The sequence below is a fragment of the Robertmurraya korlensis NBRC 107688 genome (assembly GCF_001591645.1).
Taxonomy (GTDB): Bacteria; Bacillota; Bacilli; order Bacillales; family Cytobacillaceae; genus Robertmurraya_A.
In genome coordinates this window covers 149,429-165,687 of the sequence record NZ_BCVH01000004.1, presented here as the reverse complement: position 1 = coordinate 165,687, position 16,259 = coordinate 149,429, and the positions used below count along the sequence as shown (strand labels likewise).

Here is a 16,259-nt window from a genome sequence, read left to right as displayed (position 1 = left end):
TACAAAAGTAATGTAAAGGAATGAGAAGATGCATACAAAGAGAATTACGATACAAGAGGATTTACATAAAGCTTTTTTGATTAGAGAAAAGGTTTTTGTGGATGAACAAGGGGTTCCATTGGAGGAAGAGTTTGATCAGTTTGATACCCTCGAGGGTGAATGTGAACATATATTAGTATATTACCAAGAAGAAGCTGTCGGTACGGGACGCGTCCGATATATTAATCACTTCGGTAAGTTAGAAAGAATTTGTATATTAGAACCCTATCGAAAGTATGGTATAGGAAAAGTCATTATTCAAACACTGGAAGAAATCGCACGAAAAAAAGGAATGAAACATGCAAAATTGCACGGACAAACACAAGCAGAGGGATTTTATCATAAACTGGGTTATCACACGTCCTCCGACATCTTTATAGAAGCTGATATTCCTCATGTTTTAATGATAAAAAGCTTAGAATAGTAGTCTAAAAAGCGTATTTCAAGCAAAATACGCTTCTTTTTATTGACGTGGGGCAAATAAGATAATGGAGGCACCTAATAAGCAAATGGCAGCCCCTACCCAATCGTACAAATCTGGTGTTTTTTTATCCACTCCCCATCCCCATAGAACGGAAAGAATAATAAATACTCCACCATAGGCGGCGTAAATTCTACCAAAGGACGGGAATGATTGAAAGGCAGCAATGACACCATAAAGAGCTAAGAGGATTCCACCAGCTATTCCCCAATAGGTAGGTTTTCCCTCGCGAATCCAAAGCCAAATTAAGTAGCCTCCACCAATTTCTGCTACTCCTGCACAAATAAATAATATAATTGCACTGATGATTGGAACCACTTCCTAATTTCGTGTTATGACCTTTATTATATATCTTTTCAAAATAGCATTAACACAGGTACGAGGATTTTTCCACGCTAGCTCCAGTCTTTTATAATACATCTCCCCCTAATTTCTTGGGTCATCGCGTCATAACGACCGCTTTATGACTCTTGTATCTTTTATGTAGGTAGGTTCGTTGTCATGAACCGCTTTTATGACACCTTAACTCTAATTCGGGAGACTATTAAGCTATAAATATCATTTCTCGTCCAGACACTAGTTAAAACTATTCTACCGGTACGTACCCCGATCGCTCGACAATCTCCTGCCCCTGCTTGGATTGCATCCATTGAATAAATTCTTCAAGATGGGGGTTTTTGCTTGAAGCCGTAATAGCATAGAAATTAGCGACAATTGGGTACGTTTCGTTCTGAATATTTTCTTTTGTAGGTAACACTCCATTTATGGCAACATTCTTAATTTCTCCATTCTGAACCATTTCCTCAGAAAAATGTCTGAACGAGAAACCGATAGCATTCGGACGGTTTTGGTAATTACTTATTTCTCGAATAATGCCTCCCATACCAGACACGATATCCTTTGCCGGTGGATTCATAAGAGATGTGTCACCCATAAAATTAACTAAAGCAGATTGACTCCCACTTCCCTCTGGTCGTTGAAATGCTCGAATTTCTTTGTCCTTGCCCCCTACTTCCTTCCAGTTAGCGATTTTTCCTGAATAAATACCTTGAATCTCCCTAACGGATAACTCTTCAACTGGATTGTCCTTGTGAACGAAAAATACAAACGCTTCTCTCCCAATGGGTGTTAACGCCAATTCAACTCCTTGGAGTCTAGCGAAGTCCATTTGTTCTTCAGACGGCTTTGCCATAAAAACCATATCAACTTCACCTTTCACCAAGCGTTCGAATGCATAACCTGTTTGAGTTGAAACAACCTCACTTTCATCTAATGAATATACTTTTTTCGGGTAGACGGCTTGAACAAACCCTGCATAAACGGGATAGAGAGCGGTTGCACCATCAAGTGTTGGAAGATCCTCCTTAATTTTAAAAGTAGAAGCCTCATTTAATGTTACAACCTTCGAATTCCGGACGAATGGACGGTATTGTGATAAGTCAACATCTTGCGTACTTACCACTTCCAGACTTTTCACATAATATTGATAGCCTTCAAACCCAGCCACAGTACAAAATGCAAGAGTGAGGAAACCAATAGCAATTCTTTTCATACCCTTTTTCTTTAATTGATCATAAATACCGAGTATCGAGATAATAATGAACCCAAGTATCACGATAGGTGTATATATAAGATAAAACTCTGCCGATCTTGAAAGTGTTAGTATAACGGTTCCATAGAATCCAATAAATCCACAGACGATAACAACTACCATTGCACCGAATAACCTCATAATTCCCTCCTGTTGGAAATATAGTGTATTTTTACACTAATTATAACTATATTCCTAATTGAAGGGAAGAGTAATTGGAAAAATTTATTAGAAAAAGATCCTTCAGCTATAAGTTCCTTGAGGATCTTCTACTCAACCATCATTAATAGATCTTTTATCTTCTCTGCAGGAAGCGGTCTACTGTAGTAATAACCTTGTGCTAAATAACATTTATTTTCTCTTAAAAAAGTGACTTGTTCTTTATTTTCTACTCCTTCGGCAATGACCTGGAAACGTAATCGATTACCAAGTTCAATTATCGTTTGTACGATGACTTCACCATCTTTATGCTGATTAATTTCATCAATGAATGACTTATCAATTTTTAATTTATCAATCGGAAAATGTCTTAAATAATTTAAGGAAGAATATCCCGTACCAAAGTCATCAATTGCAAGATGTACCCCAAGTGCCTTAATTTCTCTCATAATCGTCAAGGCCAGATCAACATTACTAGTTACACTTTCTGTAATCTCTAATTCGAGATATCTCGGTGGTATGCCTGTCTCTTCTATTATCTTATGTACGGAAGTAACAAAGCTTTTCTCTCGAAATTGCAAAGGAGACACATTTACCGCTACATTCTCAATTGGTAAACCCATTTCAATCCATTGCTTACACTGACTACACGCAGTTTTAAGTACCCACTTTCCTATAGAGAAAATAAGCCCTGTCTCCTCAGCAAGTGGGATAAATTCTGTTGGAGAGATCAAACCATATTCAGGGTGGTTCCATCGAATCAGTGCTTCTAAACCAATCACTTGATTAGAATCCAGGTTAACCTGAGGTTGATAGTGAAGGCTCAATTCATGATTTTGTATAGCATTCCGAAGCCCATTTTCTAATTCCATCCGGCGTTGATGAGTGAGATTTAATGACGAGTTGTAATATTGATACGTATTTTTCCCATTTTCCTTTGCATTGTACATAGCGATATCTGAATTTTGGATTAGCGCCTCTACATTTTCACCGTCCTTTGGAAAAACACTGATTCCTATACTTGTGGAAATGAACATTTGTCGATCTTTGATGACAAAGGGAGATGCCAAGGTACAAATGATCTTTTCTGCAGTTTGAGAAACTTTATCTGCTTCATTGGTGTTAAGTACAATAATAAACTCGTCTCCTCCATAACGGAAAATCTCGCCCTCTTCACCGAGCGTGTTCATTAGTCTTTTAGACACTTGCTGCAGTAATAGATCACCAAAACTATGCCCATATGTATCATTTATCACCTTAAAACGATCTAAATCTAAAAACAATACAGCAAATGTTAGCCCCTTACTTTCATTTCTAACTACCGCTTCACGTAAGTGTTCATAAAGAAGATTCCGATTCGCAATACCAGTTAGTGAATCATAGTATGCTAAAAATTGAACTTGTTCCTCTGCCTTTTTTCGTTTCGAAATGTCTCGGATGATAACTTGGACAGCCTCTTCTCCTTCATATGTCGTTTGAAATGCCAAGATTTCAACATAAATAATACTTCCATCCAATCGAAGAATTCGATACTCATTTATTTCTGAAACACCTTCTTGAACTTTTATCATTCGATTAACAGCTTGATTTAAATCCGTATGGTATATAAAATCAAGAACATCTCGACCAATCACTTGTTCCATGTGTTGAGCACCTACCAACTCCAAGCCAGCTCGATTTGCATAGACTACCTTCCTGTTTATATGAATTAGAGTTGTTTCGGGAGAATACTCAACTAGTTTTCGATACCTTTCTTCACTCTCCAATAACTTATTTTCTGCCTTGTTTCGTTCAGTAATATCTTGAACAAGAACAATGAAACGGTCCGTATCTTGTCTACCCGGTAGAAACACCGCTTTCCCTTCTAATAGAACATTTCGTCCATTGTTGTTTTTAATACTAAACGTAATTGGTACTAGATGTGCATTTTGGATATTACTGCCTTGTAATTTTGTAATTTCTTCTTCACTTAAAATTTCATCTAGGTATTTTCCAATATAGTCCTCCGGTAGATATCCAATAATTACCTGGAGGGAGGGAGAAATATATTCAATTTTTCCAGATCGATCAATCACTAAAATTAAATCAGATACATTTTCAACAATTAGCCTATAATACCGCTCAGCTTTCACAATATCTCTGATCATTTTTTGTAACAAATTATAAAAAAGAAAGCTGCTTATAATGATGAAAAGCAATCCCTTCCCTGTGCTCATCCAAACAGGTAGGTAGTTTACATTTTTGGAAAAAATATAATCAGATCCTAAAACCCATAAGGAACTAATTGTGACATAAACTACAACAAAATAACACGCTGCTTTTTGTGCTATTCCCCAGTCTTTCCACATTAAACACCATTTCCCTTCAAGAAAACGAAACATAGTAATTCTATTATTTGTAAAGCGACTTTAATCATACAAAAAACTGGAGCGACCGTATGACGGGTCCGCTCCAGTTTTTTACTTTGGTGGAATGGTAACAATCTATCTCACTAACGACTCAGCAAGTTCGACTAATACATTTGCTTGCTCTTCTGTAAATGCTTTTTTACTCTGAGCTTTTACTTGGTTTATAAACGCTCGGAGTTGACCGTTGTGAGCAGACGTATTTCCCCTTGCTTCTGATTGTTTAGCTGCCATTAGTTTTGATTCAAAGGAGTTAAGGTCTTCCGTGCTTCCATTCTCTGTTAGGAACTGACCGGTCAAGCTAGTTAATCGATCATAATCAACAACCACCACAATGTTGATGGATTGACTCGAACGATTTCCAGCCATGTCCGCAGCTTCTGCAGTGTACGAATGAGAACCTAGTCCAAGTTCATAGGCAGGTTTTGAGATGTTAACATCCGTAGAAGTATCGACTCCTGATAGTGCGTCTTCTGCTTTAGAAGTGATGTCTACCATTTGGTCTACTCCAAATTCTGCTCCATCTTCAACAGAGAATGTAATTTCTGGACCTGTCTGATCGAGGTTGATCTCAATGGACTTTTTATCTTCCACATTTCCAGCTTTGTCCTTACTCCAATAGCTAAGAACATGCTTTGCATCTGTATCAATGGTTACACTGTTTCCTGCTTGTGCTTCTCCGTCATTTAATGAATAGTATGTCGCTTCCACACCTGATTTGTTATCATCTGCTGTGAAATGAACGGTAACTGGTTTGTTATACCACTCATTTGTTTTTGTTCCTTCCACTTCAGTACTCGTTTCAGGTGCTAGTTTATCAGCTACCTCCACAATACTAATACTCGGTGCTGGTGGAGTTTTCATCCCTTCACCAAGGAAGAAGCTTGTATGTGGAGGCTGGTTGTAACCCACATTTTGCCACGCAATCGATAATCGATATTGTGGATCGTGCATGAGTGTGAAAATACGATGATCCGTTTTTTCAGTAGTCATGTACACACGTAAGGCACTGCTATCATCTGTACGCCAAATAATTTCTTCACGCCAGTCACCTAACAAATCTGCTTGAAGAGTCGGAGACCCTTTTGTACCATTATTGGACTGAGAACCTTCGGCTGTTAACAGATTGACTAATTTGTTTTCTTTATAGTCCCATTTATCAATTGTACCTACACCTGTTTTTGTTTCATCGTTCCAATTGTGGTCCGACAATTCACGGAGTAGATCTCCATCCCACCAGATAGCAAAGTTCGACGATGGAATACTATCAGCAATTTTTTCACCTGTAGCTGCATGAAGTCCACCCTCTCGACTGTTCCACGCACCTGAAATAGCCCATGCTTCTGCTCCGCTATGATTAGGATCGATATCCGCCGCTAAGCCTCTACCTGTATCCTGACCTGTTTTTACGCCCCAAAGAATTTCTCCTGTTTCGGCATCTCGCATATCATACCCATAAGGTCCGCTCTTATTTTCTTGAACAGCAAAGGCTTCTAAACCAGGTCGATCAGGAATCAAATCACTCACATGAAGAGCATCTCCATGACCCAATCCTGTGTTGTACAGACCTTTTCCATCATCATCAATGACTATCTGTCCGTAAACGATTTCATCCTTTCCATCTCGATCTACGTCATTTACGCTCAAGCTATGGTAGCCTTGACCGACATAGCTACGATATTCTTCTTGGTTTGTATCAAACGTCCATTGCTTTGTTAATTTCCCATCTTTAAACGTATAGGCTGCTAGTACTGTTCTTGTATAATATCCACGTGCCATAATAATGCTTGGTGTTTCTCCATCAAGATAGGCAACCGCAGCAAGGAAGCGGTCCACACGGTTCCCGTAACTATCTCCCCACGAAGCTACATCTCCACGTGGTGGTTCGTACTCGGTTGTAACAAGCGCTTTTCCTGTTTGCCCTTCAAACACAGTTAAATACTCTGATCCTTGAAGCACATACCCTGTGCTGTTACGATGATCAGCGTCCGCTCTTCCGATGACATTCCCTATGCCATCAATTGTTCCGTCAGCTGTTTTAAACGCAATTTCCGCTTTGCTATCACCGTCAAAGTCATATACTAAAAACTGCGTATAATGAGCACCTGCACGGATATTTTTTCCTAAATCGATACGCCATAAAAGCGTTCCATCCATTTCATAGGCATCGATGTATACATTTCCTGTATAACCAGATTGAGAGTTATCCTTGGAATTGGTTGGATCCCATTTTACAACCAATTCATACTCTCCATCACCATCTAAATCACCAACACTCGCATCATTTGCTCGATAAGAATACGGATCTCCAAGCGGTGTGACACCATCTGCTGGTTTTTTTAATGGAATATCAAAATGGTTGTTACTAAGTACTTTGATATTTCGTGCAACCTTCTTTTGTTTTCCATCCAACACAGAATGAATCTCGTAGATAGAATCTACTGTTCCTTCCTTATCAAGAAGATTCGTACTTGTTGTGATTGGTTTTGAAGTAATTTTTTTACCATCTCGGTAGACGGTAAAACCAATGCTTTCTGGATCGGTGCCAAGCATTCTCCAGCTAACTAGTACTCCCTCTTCTGTTTTTACAGCTGCTGGTGCACGATCTAAATCCTCCATCTGTCTCTTCAACTTTGTAACAGCTGGTGTTTCTATGTTTTCAGAAAGCTCAGAAACTCCTCCTGCATTGACAGCAGCTACTTTGTAGAAATATGGAATGGTGGTTAGGACCGTTTCATCCTTAAAAGAAGTCTGTTTTGTTTTCCCAATAAATTCGTACGATCCACTTTGTTTCTTCGAACGATATACATTATAAGAAACAGCACCATCTACTTGATCCCAAGAAATAGTTACATCATTTTTATTTACCTCGCCAACCTTCAAATTCATCGGAGTGCCAGGAATAGGTTGATTCGGATCAATCATAGCAACCTTTAACGGAATAGAAGGAACAGTTTCTACGTTGGCGTGATCAACAGTTGTCACTGTGTATCGATATTCCATACCTACATCCACCGTTTGATCGGTAAAAGCATTCGAAGTCGATGTCCCAACCTTTACATAATCAAAAGCTCCCTCTGTTTGACGATAGATATTGTATTCTTTTGCTTCTTCCACTGTATTCCATGTGAGGGAAACAGAAGGAGAGTCGGCATTTAAAGAAAGTTCTTTTACGGCCACTCCTGATGGTGCAGCTAATATCGGAGTGATTTCAAGTCCGTTAACAATACCCGTTGATCCTCCAAAAGCAAAATTCATCTGTCCATCTTTTACTGAAACCTCAGGAACTATTTTACTCGTGAAGTTTCTGCTAGGTGCTGAGATTTGCCCAAAATCTTGACCTTCAATCTCTAACGTTGTTCTTGCGCTACCTAGCATATCACCTACATAGACTTTCACCGAATAGAGCCCATTCGGTACGTCAACATTGAATTTCCAGCCTACACTAAAATAGCCAAGCCAATCTCGAATGACATCTCCACCAGATGAACGATCTCGCCCGATCATGCCTGTTGAATTAACTATTCCATACCCTCGTTCTGGTGTATATAGAGTAGAAAGATTAACACCCGTATATCCTTCAGCTATAACACTTCCAGCTAGACCAAAATCATATTTCATCGTAGCTGCTTTTGTTGTAATGCTAACGCTTTCAGATTGTTCCGATTCACCTTTTCCATTAACAGCTGTTACAACCACTTGATATGTTTTTCCTTCTTCCATTCCAGAAATATTTAATCTTGGAAGAGTGGACGTACCAACTAGAGAGTATTCTCCATCGCCAGCTAGTTTTCTATAAATCTTGTAAATATCTGCGCTATCTACTTCATTCCAAGTTAATTTTGCGCCTGCATTACTAATACTACTTGCAATAACCCCAGTTGGTTTGTTAGGAACTTGAGCTGGTGGCTCAATATCTTGAACATACGCTGACAATGAGTTATTTAAATCTTTGATCCCACCAGAGACAAGTCGCGCTAGCTGAATCGCACCATACTCCTGGAAATGCGTATTATCCTGTGAGCCATTAGGAAATGCTTGATAGATCCCTGGTTCCGTATGTAGGAATACTGATAAAGTCCCCTCAGGTCCGATAGAATCATAGTAAGCCACACTAAATGTACTCAAATCAACTAAGTCAACGTCTAATTCTTCTGCTACTTCCTTCATCCCTTGCACATATTCTGGGAAACTAACATTGAATTTTCCAGTTTCTGCGTTAAAGTCACGACGCCCAACCGGTGTAACAAGAATAGGTGTAGCTCCTCGTTGACGAGCACCATTTACATACGTCTTTAAATAGTTTTTATAATCAGGAACCGATGCATATCGTTCAGGCCTACTGATTGTAGCATCGTTGTGTCCAAATTGAACAAGGAAGTAATCCTCTGGTTTTATCTCTTGAAGGATATTGTCCAATCTTCCTTCGTTAATAAAAGATTTCGTACTTCTTCCACCAATCGCATGGTTACTAAAGGTCACATCATCGTTAAAATAACGAGAAATCATCTGACCCCACCCCGCTTCAGGCTTCCAGTATTCATCATACGTTTGAACCGTTGAATCACCTGCAATATAAACGTTTGGTACGTCTGCTGCTGTTCGTTGTGGTAGCTTGGAAATAACCATCGCATTGATCTTTGGCGTATCTCCAGTAAACTCAAAGTTTACTTGTTCATCTACTAAGGCAAGATTAAAAGTACGCTCAATATACTCACCTTTTGCAATGTTTGTATCTTGTACCTTTTGAATATTTTCAGCCTTCACTCCTACACTTGCTGCTTCATCTGCATCACCAGCGATCACCGTTATACTATAATCTCCTGGCTCAAGATCAACTTGAAAGGAAGTTCCAACCGCTGAAATAAAATCAGACTTCAGCTCATCTGATGTGTTCCGATCAGTTCCAGTAACCTTAGATGAATCTGCAAAACCGTATGTTACTTCCGATGTATAGGCTGTTTCAGGCGTAACCTGAGTATAACCGCTCATTATTGGACTATCTTTTGTTCCAAAATCAAATTTCTTAACAATCGTTGAATTCTCTTCAGCTGCGCTGGCTTCCTCGGGATTAAAAGGAAAACTACTTACCACCATTAACACACTTAATACAAAAGAGATAATTCCTTTACCCTTACGCTTTGTAATCAATAAGGTTCCTCCTTTATTTTTCTTATTGATTGTGTCAATCTAACGATGTTTGTATTTCACCTCCATTTTTTATTTGGAATCGCTTACATGTTGAATTGTATTTATTTTCAGAAAGTTATTGTAGTCAAAAAACAGGTCTCTTTGTTTAAAAAACAGATTTCCATAGTTAATAGATAAAATCTTCTGTGCACCTGGTTGATAAATACAAGCTTTCCGCCTGCATTTACCCTCTATTGTTTGTAAATACTATTAACAAATATTATGTGGTGGTGGAATTTGTGGGTAAAAAGAATGAAACAAAGATTCATTTGATACTTCTCTTAATAGTAGGTGCTGTTTTTATTTGGTCGGCCATTAAGCCTGTTGGCTATCGAATATGGACACTAGAGGTACTCCCTGCGGTAATTGGACTCCTAGTTGTAATAGCTGTCTATAAAAAATTTCAACTCACAACCCTATCCTATATCATCATTGCTATTCTATCCATTTTCACCTTTATAGGAGGCCATTATACCTACTCTGAAGTCCCTCTTTTTAATTGGATAAAAGATGATTTCCACTTCGAAAGGAACCACTATGATCGGTTTGGTCATTTCCTTAAAGGACTTTTAATCATCGTTATTAGGGAAATCTTGCTACGGACATCATCACTAACAAAAGGAAATTGGCTGATTTTCCTATCGTTAAGTGTAGCCCTAGCCATTGCGGCCTTGTATGAAATCATTGAATGGCTCGTTTCAGTGGTCACACATGGAGGAAAAGCATCGAAAGATTTTTTAGGTACTCAGGGGGACATTTGGGATTCCCAGTGGGATATGTCCCTTACCTTGGCAGGCTCAATCATTGCTTTGGTACTTCTTAGCAGGATCCATAATAAATACTTAAAGCAGAGGTCTAAGCACCTTGTGAAATAAGAAACCTAGTTACCTGAGAAAAGCCAATCTTCCCAAAAGATTGGCTTTTTTGCTATCTTATTTCATTTTATCAATCGGTACATGAAACATCTTTAATAGTAATAAAATCCACACAAACGAAAGTGCCCATGCTAGGATAGGCTTCTTTATGTGAAGCCTTAACATAATAAACATAATAATGTTAAATATCAGTGACCACTGTATGTTCCAACCATTATGATGTCTAATTAGATGTAAATAATTCAGATTAATGTATTCTACTCCTAAATAAAGAGAAACCCATAAGCCGATCCACAACATTTGCTTCCATCTTACATGAGGAAAACGCCCCAAGTAAATTAATATAGTAGAAGGATATACAATGAACATAATCATAAGAGAGATAATCGTATGATTTTGAAGAATGCCCTCAGCGAATATCGTTTCTTGATACGTCCACATCCAATGGTTATATAATAAAAAGTTTTTTAAAAGGTCGCCGATAATGAAGAATAAGATAGTAGAATAGTACTCTTTCCACCTTCTCCAATCCCCCCATTTAATTGCTGCCAGCAGAAAGAACCCGTTAAATATAAAGTGCATCAGCTACACTCCAAAATCCCTCATATTTTTTCACCAACTTGATATCCACCTATCTTTTATGAAATCATAGTTCTACGTATTTTATGATAGAATAAGACATATCTCCTTTTAGTCATCCCAACTTTTATACATTTATTTGTATGTTTCCTCAAATTATTCCATCTATACATAGATATGTTCATATAAGAAAAGCATTGGACTTTATGCCCAATGCTTTTGATTCACTTTTCCATTTCTACTTCTTTACATTCTTCAGTGCCTTCAATGCTTTTCTTTCTAACCCATTTTCAGAAGAAAATTCTACATCCGCTTTAGGTAAAGCATTTTTATCATTTTTAAATTCATTATTTTTATTTTTTGCCATAATGTCACCTTCCTTATCTTTGATATAAGTACGCCTTTAGTTTACTTATTTTCATCACTATGTATTCTCCATAGAAACTTTGTACAAAATATCTTTGTTCAAGGGGGGTGTACTATGTCAAATCGCAATGATAACAAGACAAGAAAAATCGAGTCTGAAAGTGCAAAACGTGGAATGTCACAGGAAGAGTATGCTGCAGAATTAGAAATGAATAAAATAAAAAGCCAGCAGAAAAAACAAAAGAAATAAGATAAGGCATAAGGCAGGAACACTATTCCTGCCCTATTATATTTAATTCTTCCAATCGGATCTTTTCCCAAGCTCGGGTTCACCACTTGTTTGGTTTCCAGTTGTTGCAGTGTATCCCACCCGATAGCTTGCGGTACGTTTTTGTTTTAATGCTTTTGGCATCTTGTACTGATCCATATCATGTTGAGCTTCCTTAGGACACATAAAATACACCTCTTTTTCGCAAAGTAATGGAGTGCTCTTTTATTTTGTCCTTTTTTAAGGAAAGCATTAATCGCATAAATTGTCTAACCTAGTCCCTTTTTCCATTTTATTTTGCAAATCTGTGGTTTCCTATCGTAATCGTTGTTTCACGAGAGAAGACCCAGCTGCTTGCAGCTGTTTGCGGGTTATAAAAGTACAATGAACCTTGTCCTTGTCCTTGGAACGCTAACGCTTCAGCAACTGCACGCTTTGATTCTTCATCTGCTGCTTGGTTGATTGTTCCATTTTGAACGGGTGTAAAGGCATAAAAACCTTGGTCGATTTGATAAACCACTTCACTTACTGTGTTAGGAAAATCAGGATGGTTTACACGATTTAAGATGACCGTCGCAACAGCTACTTTCCCCGCATAAGATTCACCCTTCGCTTCCGCGCTTACCAGTCTTGCTAATAGATCCTTATCAGATGCACTTAAAGAAGCTGCTGGGATGTTTAGCTTTTCACCAGGATATACTAGTGATGTCGTTTTGTTATTATGGTTCATTAACGATAGAACAGATACACCATACTTAGAACCGATATTCCAGAACGTGTCTCCCTTTTGTACTACATGTGTTTGCGTAGCAGCGCCAGCCACTGTACCAAATCCAATCAATGTAAAAGATAGAGTTGAGATCACGAGTAATTTTTTTAGCATTTTCATAACTTGTACCTCCTACTAGCTGTTTTCTTGAACAACTAGTAGACTACCAGATGTAACATACCGTTTCATGAACCAAAATTTCCCTTCAACTAGATGAATTTACCAACAGCAAGAGCACCAACGGTTCACAAGCTATTAATAGGGTGAAATTCCCATCCTATTTTATTTACTTTTCTCTTGATTTGGGTGATATTACAGATATGTTACTTAATTATGACAAGCTCACCCTTGATTTATCAATCGAAATTAGAGATAAAAAAGTAGAGCCAAATGACTCTACCTAATTGATATGCTTTATGACTTTAATGATAGCTGCCCAATCTAAGTCTCCCCAGCCTTTTTCAATCGCATGGGAGTAATGAGCTTGTGCAAGATTGGCAATCGGCAACTCCGTTGAAACCTCATTTGCTGCATCAATCATTAAATTAACATCCTTTAATCCAAGCTTAAGCTTAAAGCCTTTAGTGTCAAATTGTTCATTTACCATAATATCTCCATAATTTTTATAAACTGGGGAACCAAACAGAGAATTAATGATTTCTAGAAACTGTTTTGGCTCAACCCCATGTTTTTCCACCATCACAAGTATTTCTGAAAGAGACTCTAACATCGATACAAGTAAAAAGTTGTTTCCAAGCTTAGCGACATTCGATAAATAGCCTTGATTCCCAACCGTAAAAACATCTTGTCCCAACACCTGAAGAATAGGTATTACTCTCTCTCTTGCCTCTTTTGGACCTGCAACAATAAAACGTAAAGCAGCTACCCTAGCAGCATCTGGGCGACCTAATACGGTGGAAGAAACAAAATATTGATTGGCATTTTCATGGTCTGCGGTTAATTTTTTCGCTAAATGAACACTAATTGTACTGATGGATACATGAATTCCATTTGGTTGTAGACCTGCTAGTATTCCTTCATCGCCATAAACGATATTCTCTACAGCGGTGTCGTCAGAAAGAATGGTAAAAACGATTTCCGTTTGATTGGCTGCTTCAGCAGGAGTGTCTGCAATAATAGCACCTTTTGTGGCTAATTCTTGGCATTTACTTTCTGTTCGATTGTACACCACTAATTCATAACCATTTCTCAAAAGATTCTCTGCCATCGGTAAGCCCATACTCCCTAGGCCAATTAATGCTACCTTCATGTAATCACTCCTTGTATAAATATTTCATTCCCTTTTTGAAGTAGTTCTTCGATTTGATTTGATGATACCGGTCGGCTGTAATAATATCCTTGCCCCTCCAAACAGCCCTTTTCTAATAAAAAGTCGAGTTGTTCTTTCGTCTCTATTCCCTCTGCAATGACATCCATTTGTAAATCACGCGCTAACGTAATAACAGCAGAAACAATAGCCGCTTCGTTTACATCATGAGGGAGAGAACTAATAAAGGAGCGATCAATTTTTATTTTATTTGCACGGAATTGCTTTAAATAAGTCATCGAAGCATACCCTGTCCCAAAATCGTCAATTGACACTTTTACTCCAATTTCTTGAAGCTTACTGACTGCATTTTGAATCAAATATTCATGCTTACTTAACACACTTTCTGTGATTTCTATTTCAATAGATTCAGATGCGAGACCAAATTCTGCAAGTATGGATTCCACTAAACTAGGAATATCATGCAACACAATTTGTCGTACTGAAACATTTACGGCTACTGGTAAATGAGTGAGATTGGACTCCTTCCACTTCTTTACCTGCTTACAGACTTCGCGGAGAACCCATTCCCCCAGGGCACCAATAACTCCACTTTCCTCGGCTAATGGAATAAAAGTATCAGGACTAATAATGCCTTTTTCGGGATGCTTCCACCTAATGAGCGCTTCTAAGCCAGTGAAGGTACCTGTTGCTAATTCAAGCTTCGGTTGATATTGTAAGAAGAACTGATTGTGCTTGATTGCCTCACGGAGCTCTCCTTGCAGCATAAATAATTCTGTACCGTGCTTCGTTAGGGAATCATTGAACATTTGGATCGATTGTCCATCATCCCCTTTTACACTATACATCGCGACATCTGCATTTCGTATTAAAATCTCCCCGGTATGTCCATGAAATGGATACATACTGATTCCAATACTAGCTGATACATAAAACTCTCTATCATTAATCAAAACGGGCTCTTTAATAGCTTGTAATAGTTCTTCAGCCACAGAGATGGGTTTTTGCTCGTTCTTTATTTTTCTTAAAAGGATCACAAACTCGTCACCACCCATACGAGAAACAATCCCTTTCTTCGGGATATTTAAGTGAATTCGCCTTGCTACTTCACTTAAAACCTTATCTCCTACTGCATGTCCAAACGTATCGTTAATTGGCTTAAACCTGTCTAAATCTATAAACAAAATTGCAAACTCGTCTTGTCTAGTGATTAATCTTTCAATTACATCTTTTAAAAATCGGATATTGGGAAGATTCGTTAACGTATCATGTGAAGCTAAATATTGAATTTCCTTTACTTGATTATCCCTTTCAATGGCCAACCCCGTGAGGTAACTGAACACTTTAAGCAATTCAATTTCATAGGATTGGGGCTTCCGAACGTCTGGATGATAAATCGCAAATGTTCCAAACAATTCACCCTTTGAGGATAAGATGGGGATTGACCAACAGGAACGCAATTGAAATGCTAGCGGTATCTCCTTCCACTTGCTCCAAGATAAATCAGTTTCTATATCCGACACAATGGCAATCTCTTTCGTAAACGCAGCATGCCCACAAGACGCATAGTTTAAGCCAACTGGAAACCGATCAATTTTCTTTAAAAAGCTTTCTGAAAAGCTATGGGAGTAGCCATTACGTAACCAATTCTCACTCTCTTCATAAAACATAATTGAGCAAAGACTATTTACAGACAGTGCCTCCACTGCGTCAACGATATTTCGAAATACATCTGCTAGCTTTTCACCGGACGCGATCATTTGTAGTGCCTTATACTGTTTATCCTGAATGGCTTGGTATTTTTCTTGCTCGGTAATATTACTTCCAACTACCACTATACTATCCGCATGGCCGTCCTCATCATAAAGGGGAATCTTTCTTACATGAAACGTATAATCCATTCCGTCCATACGAAAGGATTCTTTTAGTTGAGTTTCCTTCTTACTAACCCATGCTTGATTGTCTGAATGAACACAGATGGGACCATAATTTGCAAATCTAGGGTACAGATACGCTAGCTGTTCATCTGTTTTTCCTCTATATACCCCATCTTCAATCTCGAACAATTGAAGAGTCTTCTTGTTTGCTTCTATCCATCGTCCATCTACATCTTTTACAATTAAGTAATCATTGCTTGTATGAAACACTTTCTCTAATAAATCAAATTTTTGATTGCTCATGATCATTACCTTCTTTAGTTATATTTCTTTTATTAAAGTAAAAGGTCTGTTGATCTACACTTTGAAAAT

Annotated in this window: 13 protein-coding genes; 3 read left to right on the top strand and 10 right to left on the bottom strand. The window is 38.2% G+C overall.

Annotation, left to right across the window (positions count from 1 at the left end):
* Positions 1–28 precede the first annotated feature (28 nt).
* On the top strand, positions 29–463 hold the full coding sequence (locus BKO01S_RS08565) for a GNAT family N-acetyltransferase (RefSeq protein ID WP_066051775.1): 435 nt from the start codon (positions 29–31) through the stop codon (positions 461–463).
* Between the two features lie 39 nt (positions 464–502).
* Here BKO01S_RS08565 and BKO01S_RS08560 read toward each other — a convergent pair whose 3' ends face one another.
* The 4 genes from BKO01S_RS08560 to BKO01S_RS24995 form a co-directional block, all read right to left on the bottom strand.
* Positions 503–829 carry a YnfA family protein gene (locus BKO01S_RS08560; RefSeq protein ID WP_066052070.1) on the bottom strand — a complete coding sequence of 109 codons (327 nt, stop codon included), beginning with the start codon at positions 827–829 and terminating at the stop codon, positions 503–505.
* A 277-nt stretch (positions 830–1,106) separates the two neighbouring features.
* Positions 1,107–2,252, bottom strand: coding sequence for a PstS family phosphate ABC transporter substrate-binding protein (locus BKO01S_RS08555; protein WP_066051772.1), 1,146 nt, complete (start codon positions 2,250–2,252; stop codon positions 1,107–1,109).
* A gap of 128 nt (positions 2,253–2,380) precedes the next feature.
* Positions 2,381–4,618 (bottom strand): EAL domain-containing protein, encoded by a 2,238-nt coding sequence (locus BKO01S_RS08550; RefSeq protein WP_066051770.1) that lies wholly within the window; start codon positions 4,616–4,618, stop codon positions 2,381–2,383.
* Between the two features lie 135 nt (positions 4,619–4,753).
* On the bottom strand, positions 4,754–9,826 hold the full coding sequence (locus BKO01S_RS24995) for a rhamnogalacturonan lyase family protein (RefSeq protein WP_066051767.1): 5,073 nt from the start codon (positions 9,824–9,826) through the stop codon (positions 4,754–4,756).
* A gap of 278 nt (positions 9,827–10,104) precedes the next feature.
* On the opposite strand from BKO01S_RS24995, the gene BKO01S_RS08540 reads away from it, so the two are divergent.
* Entirely contained in the window at positions 10,105–10,740 is a 636-nt protein-coding gene (locus BKO01S_RS08540) for a DUF2238 domain-containing protein (protein WP_066051764.1), read from the top strand.
* A gap of 57 nt (positions 10,741–10,797) precedes the next feature.
* Here BKO01S_RS08540 and BKO01S_RS08535 read toward each other — a convergent pair whose 3' ends face one another.
* On the bottom strand, positions 10,798–11,322 hold the full coding sequence (locus tag BKO01S_RS08535; RefSeq protein ID WP_066051761.1) for a CBO0543 family protein: 525 nt from the start codon (positions 11,320–11,322) through the stop codon (positions 10,798–10,800).
* A 235-nt stretch (positions 11,323–11,557) separates the two neighbouring features.
* Positions 11,558–11,686: a hypothetical protein gene (locus tag BKO01S_RS24990; protein WP_269748509.1), complete on the bottom strand. Its 129-nt coding sequence runs from the start codon at positions 11,684–11,686 to the stop codon at positions 11,558–11,560.
* A 114-nt stretch (positions 11,687–11,800) separates the two neighbouring features.
* Between BKO01S_RS24990 and BKO01S_RS24985 the strand changes: the two genes are divergently transcribed.
* Entirely contained in the window at positions 11,801–11,935 is a 135-nt protein-coding gene (locus tag BKO01S_RS24985) for a hypothetical protein (RefSeq protein WP_269748508.1), read from the top strand.
* 42 nt (positions 11,936–11,977) lie between these two features.
* On the opposite strand, the gene BKO01S_RS24980 is transcribed toward BKO01S_RS24985, so the two are convergent.
* The 4 genes from BKO01S_RS24980 to BKO01S_RS08520 form a co-directional block, all read right to left on the bottom strand.
* The gene (locus BKO01S_RS24980; RefSeq protein ID WP_269748507.1) at positions 11,978–12,112 is read right to left on the bottom strand and encodes a hypothetical protein; all 135 of its coding nucleotides are present in this window, start codon (positions 12,110–12,112) and stop codon (positions 11,978–11,980) included.
* Between the two features lie 133 nt (positions 12,113–12,245).
* Positions 12,246–12,842 (bottom strand): cell wall hydrolase, encoded by a 597-nt coding sequence (locus tag BKO01S_RS08530; protein ID WP_066051759.1) that lies wholly within the window; start codon positions 12,840–12,842, stop codon positions 12,246–12,248.
* Between the two features lie 280 nt (positions 12,843–13,122).
* Complete coding sequence (locus BKO01S_RS08525) at positions 13,123–13,992, bottom strand: NAD(P)-dependent oxidoreductase (protein WP_066051756.1); 870 nt, start codon at positions 13,990–13,992, stop codon at positions 13,123–13,125.
* Positions 13,989–16,190: a sensor domain-containing protein gene (locus tag BKO01S_RS08520; RefSeq protein WP_066051754.1), complete on the bottom strand. Its 2,202-nt coding sequence runs from the start codon at positions 16,188–16,190 to the stop codon at positions 13,989–13,991. The genes BKO01S_RS08525 and BKO01S_RS08520 overlap by 4 nt, the downstream gene beginning before the upstream one ends.
* Positions 16,191–16,259 lie beyond the last annotated feature (69 nt).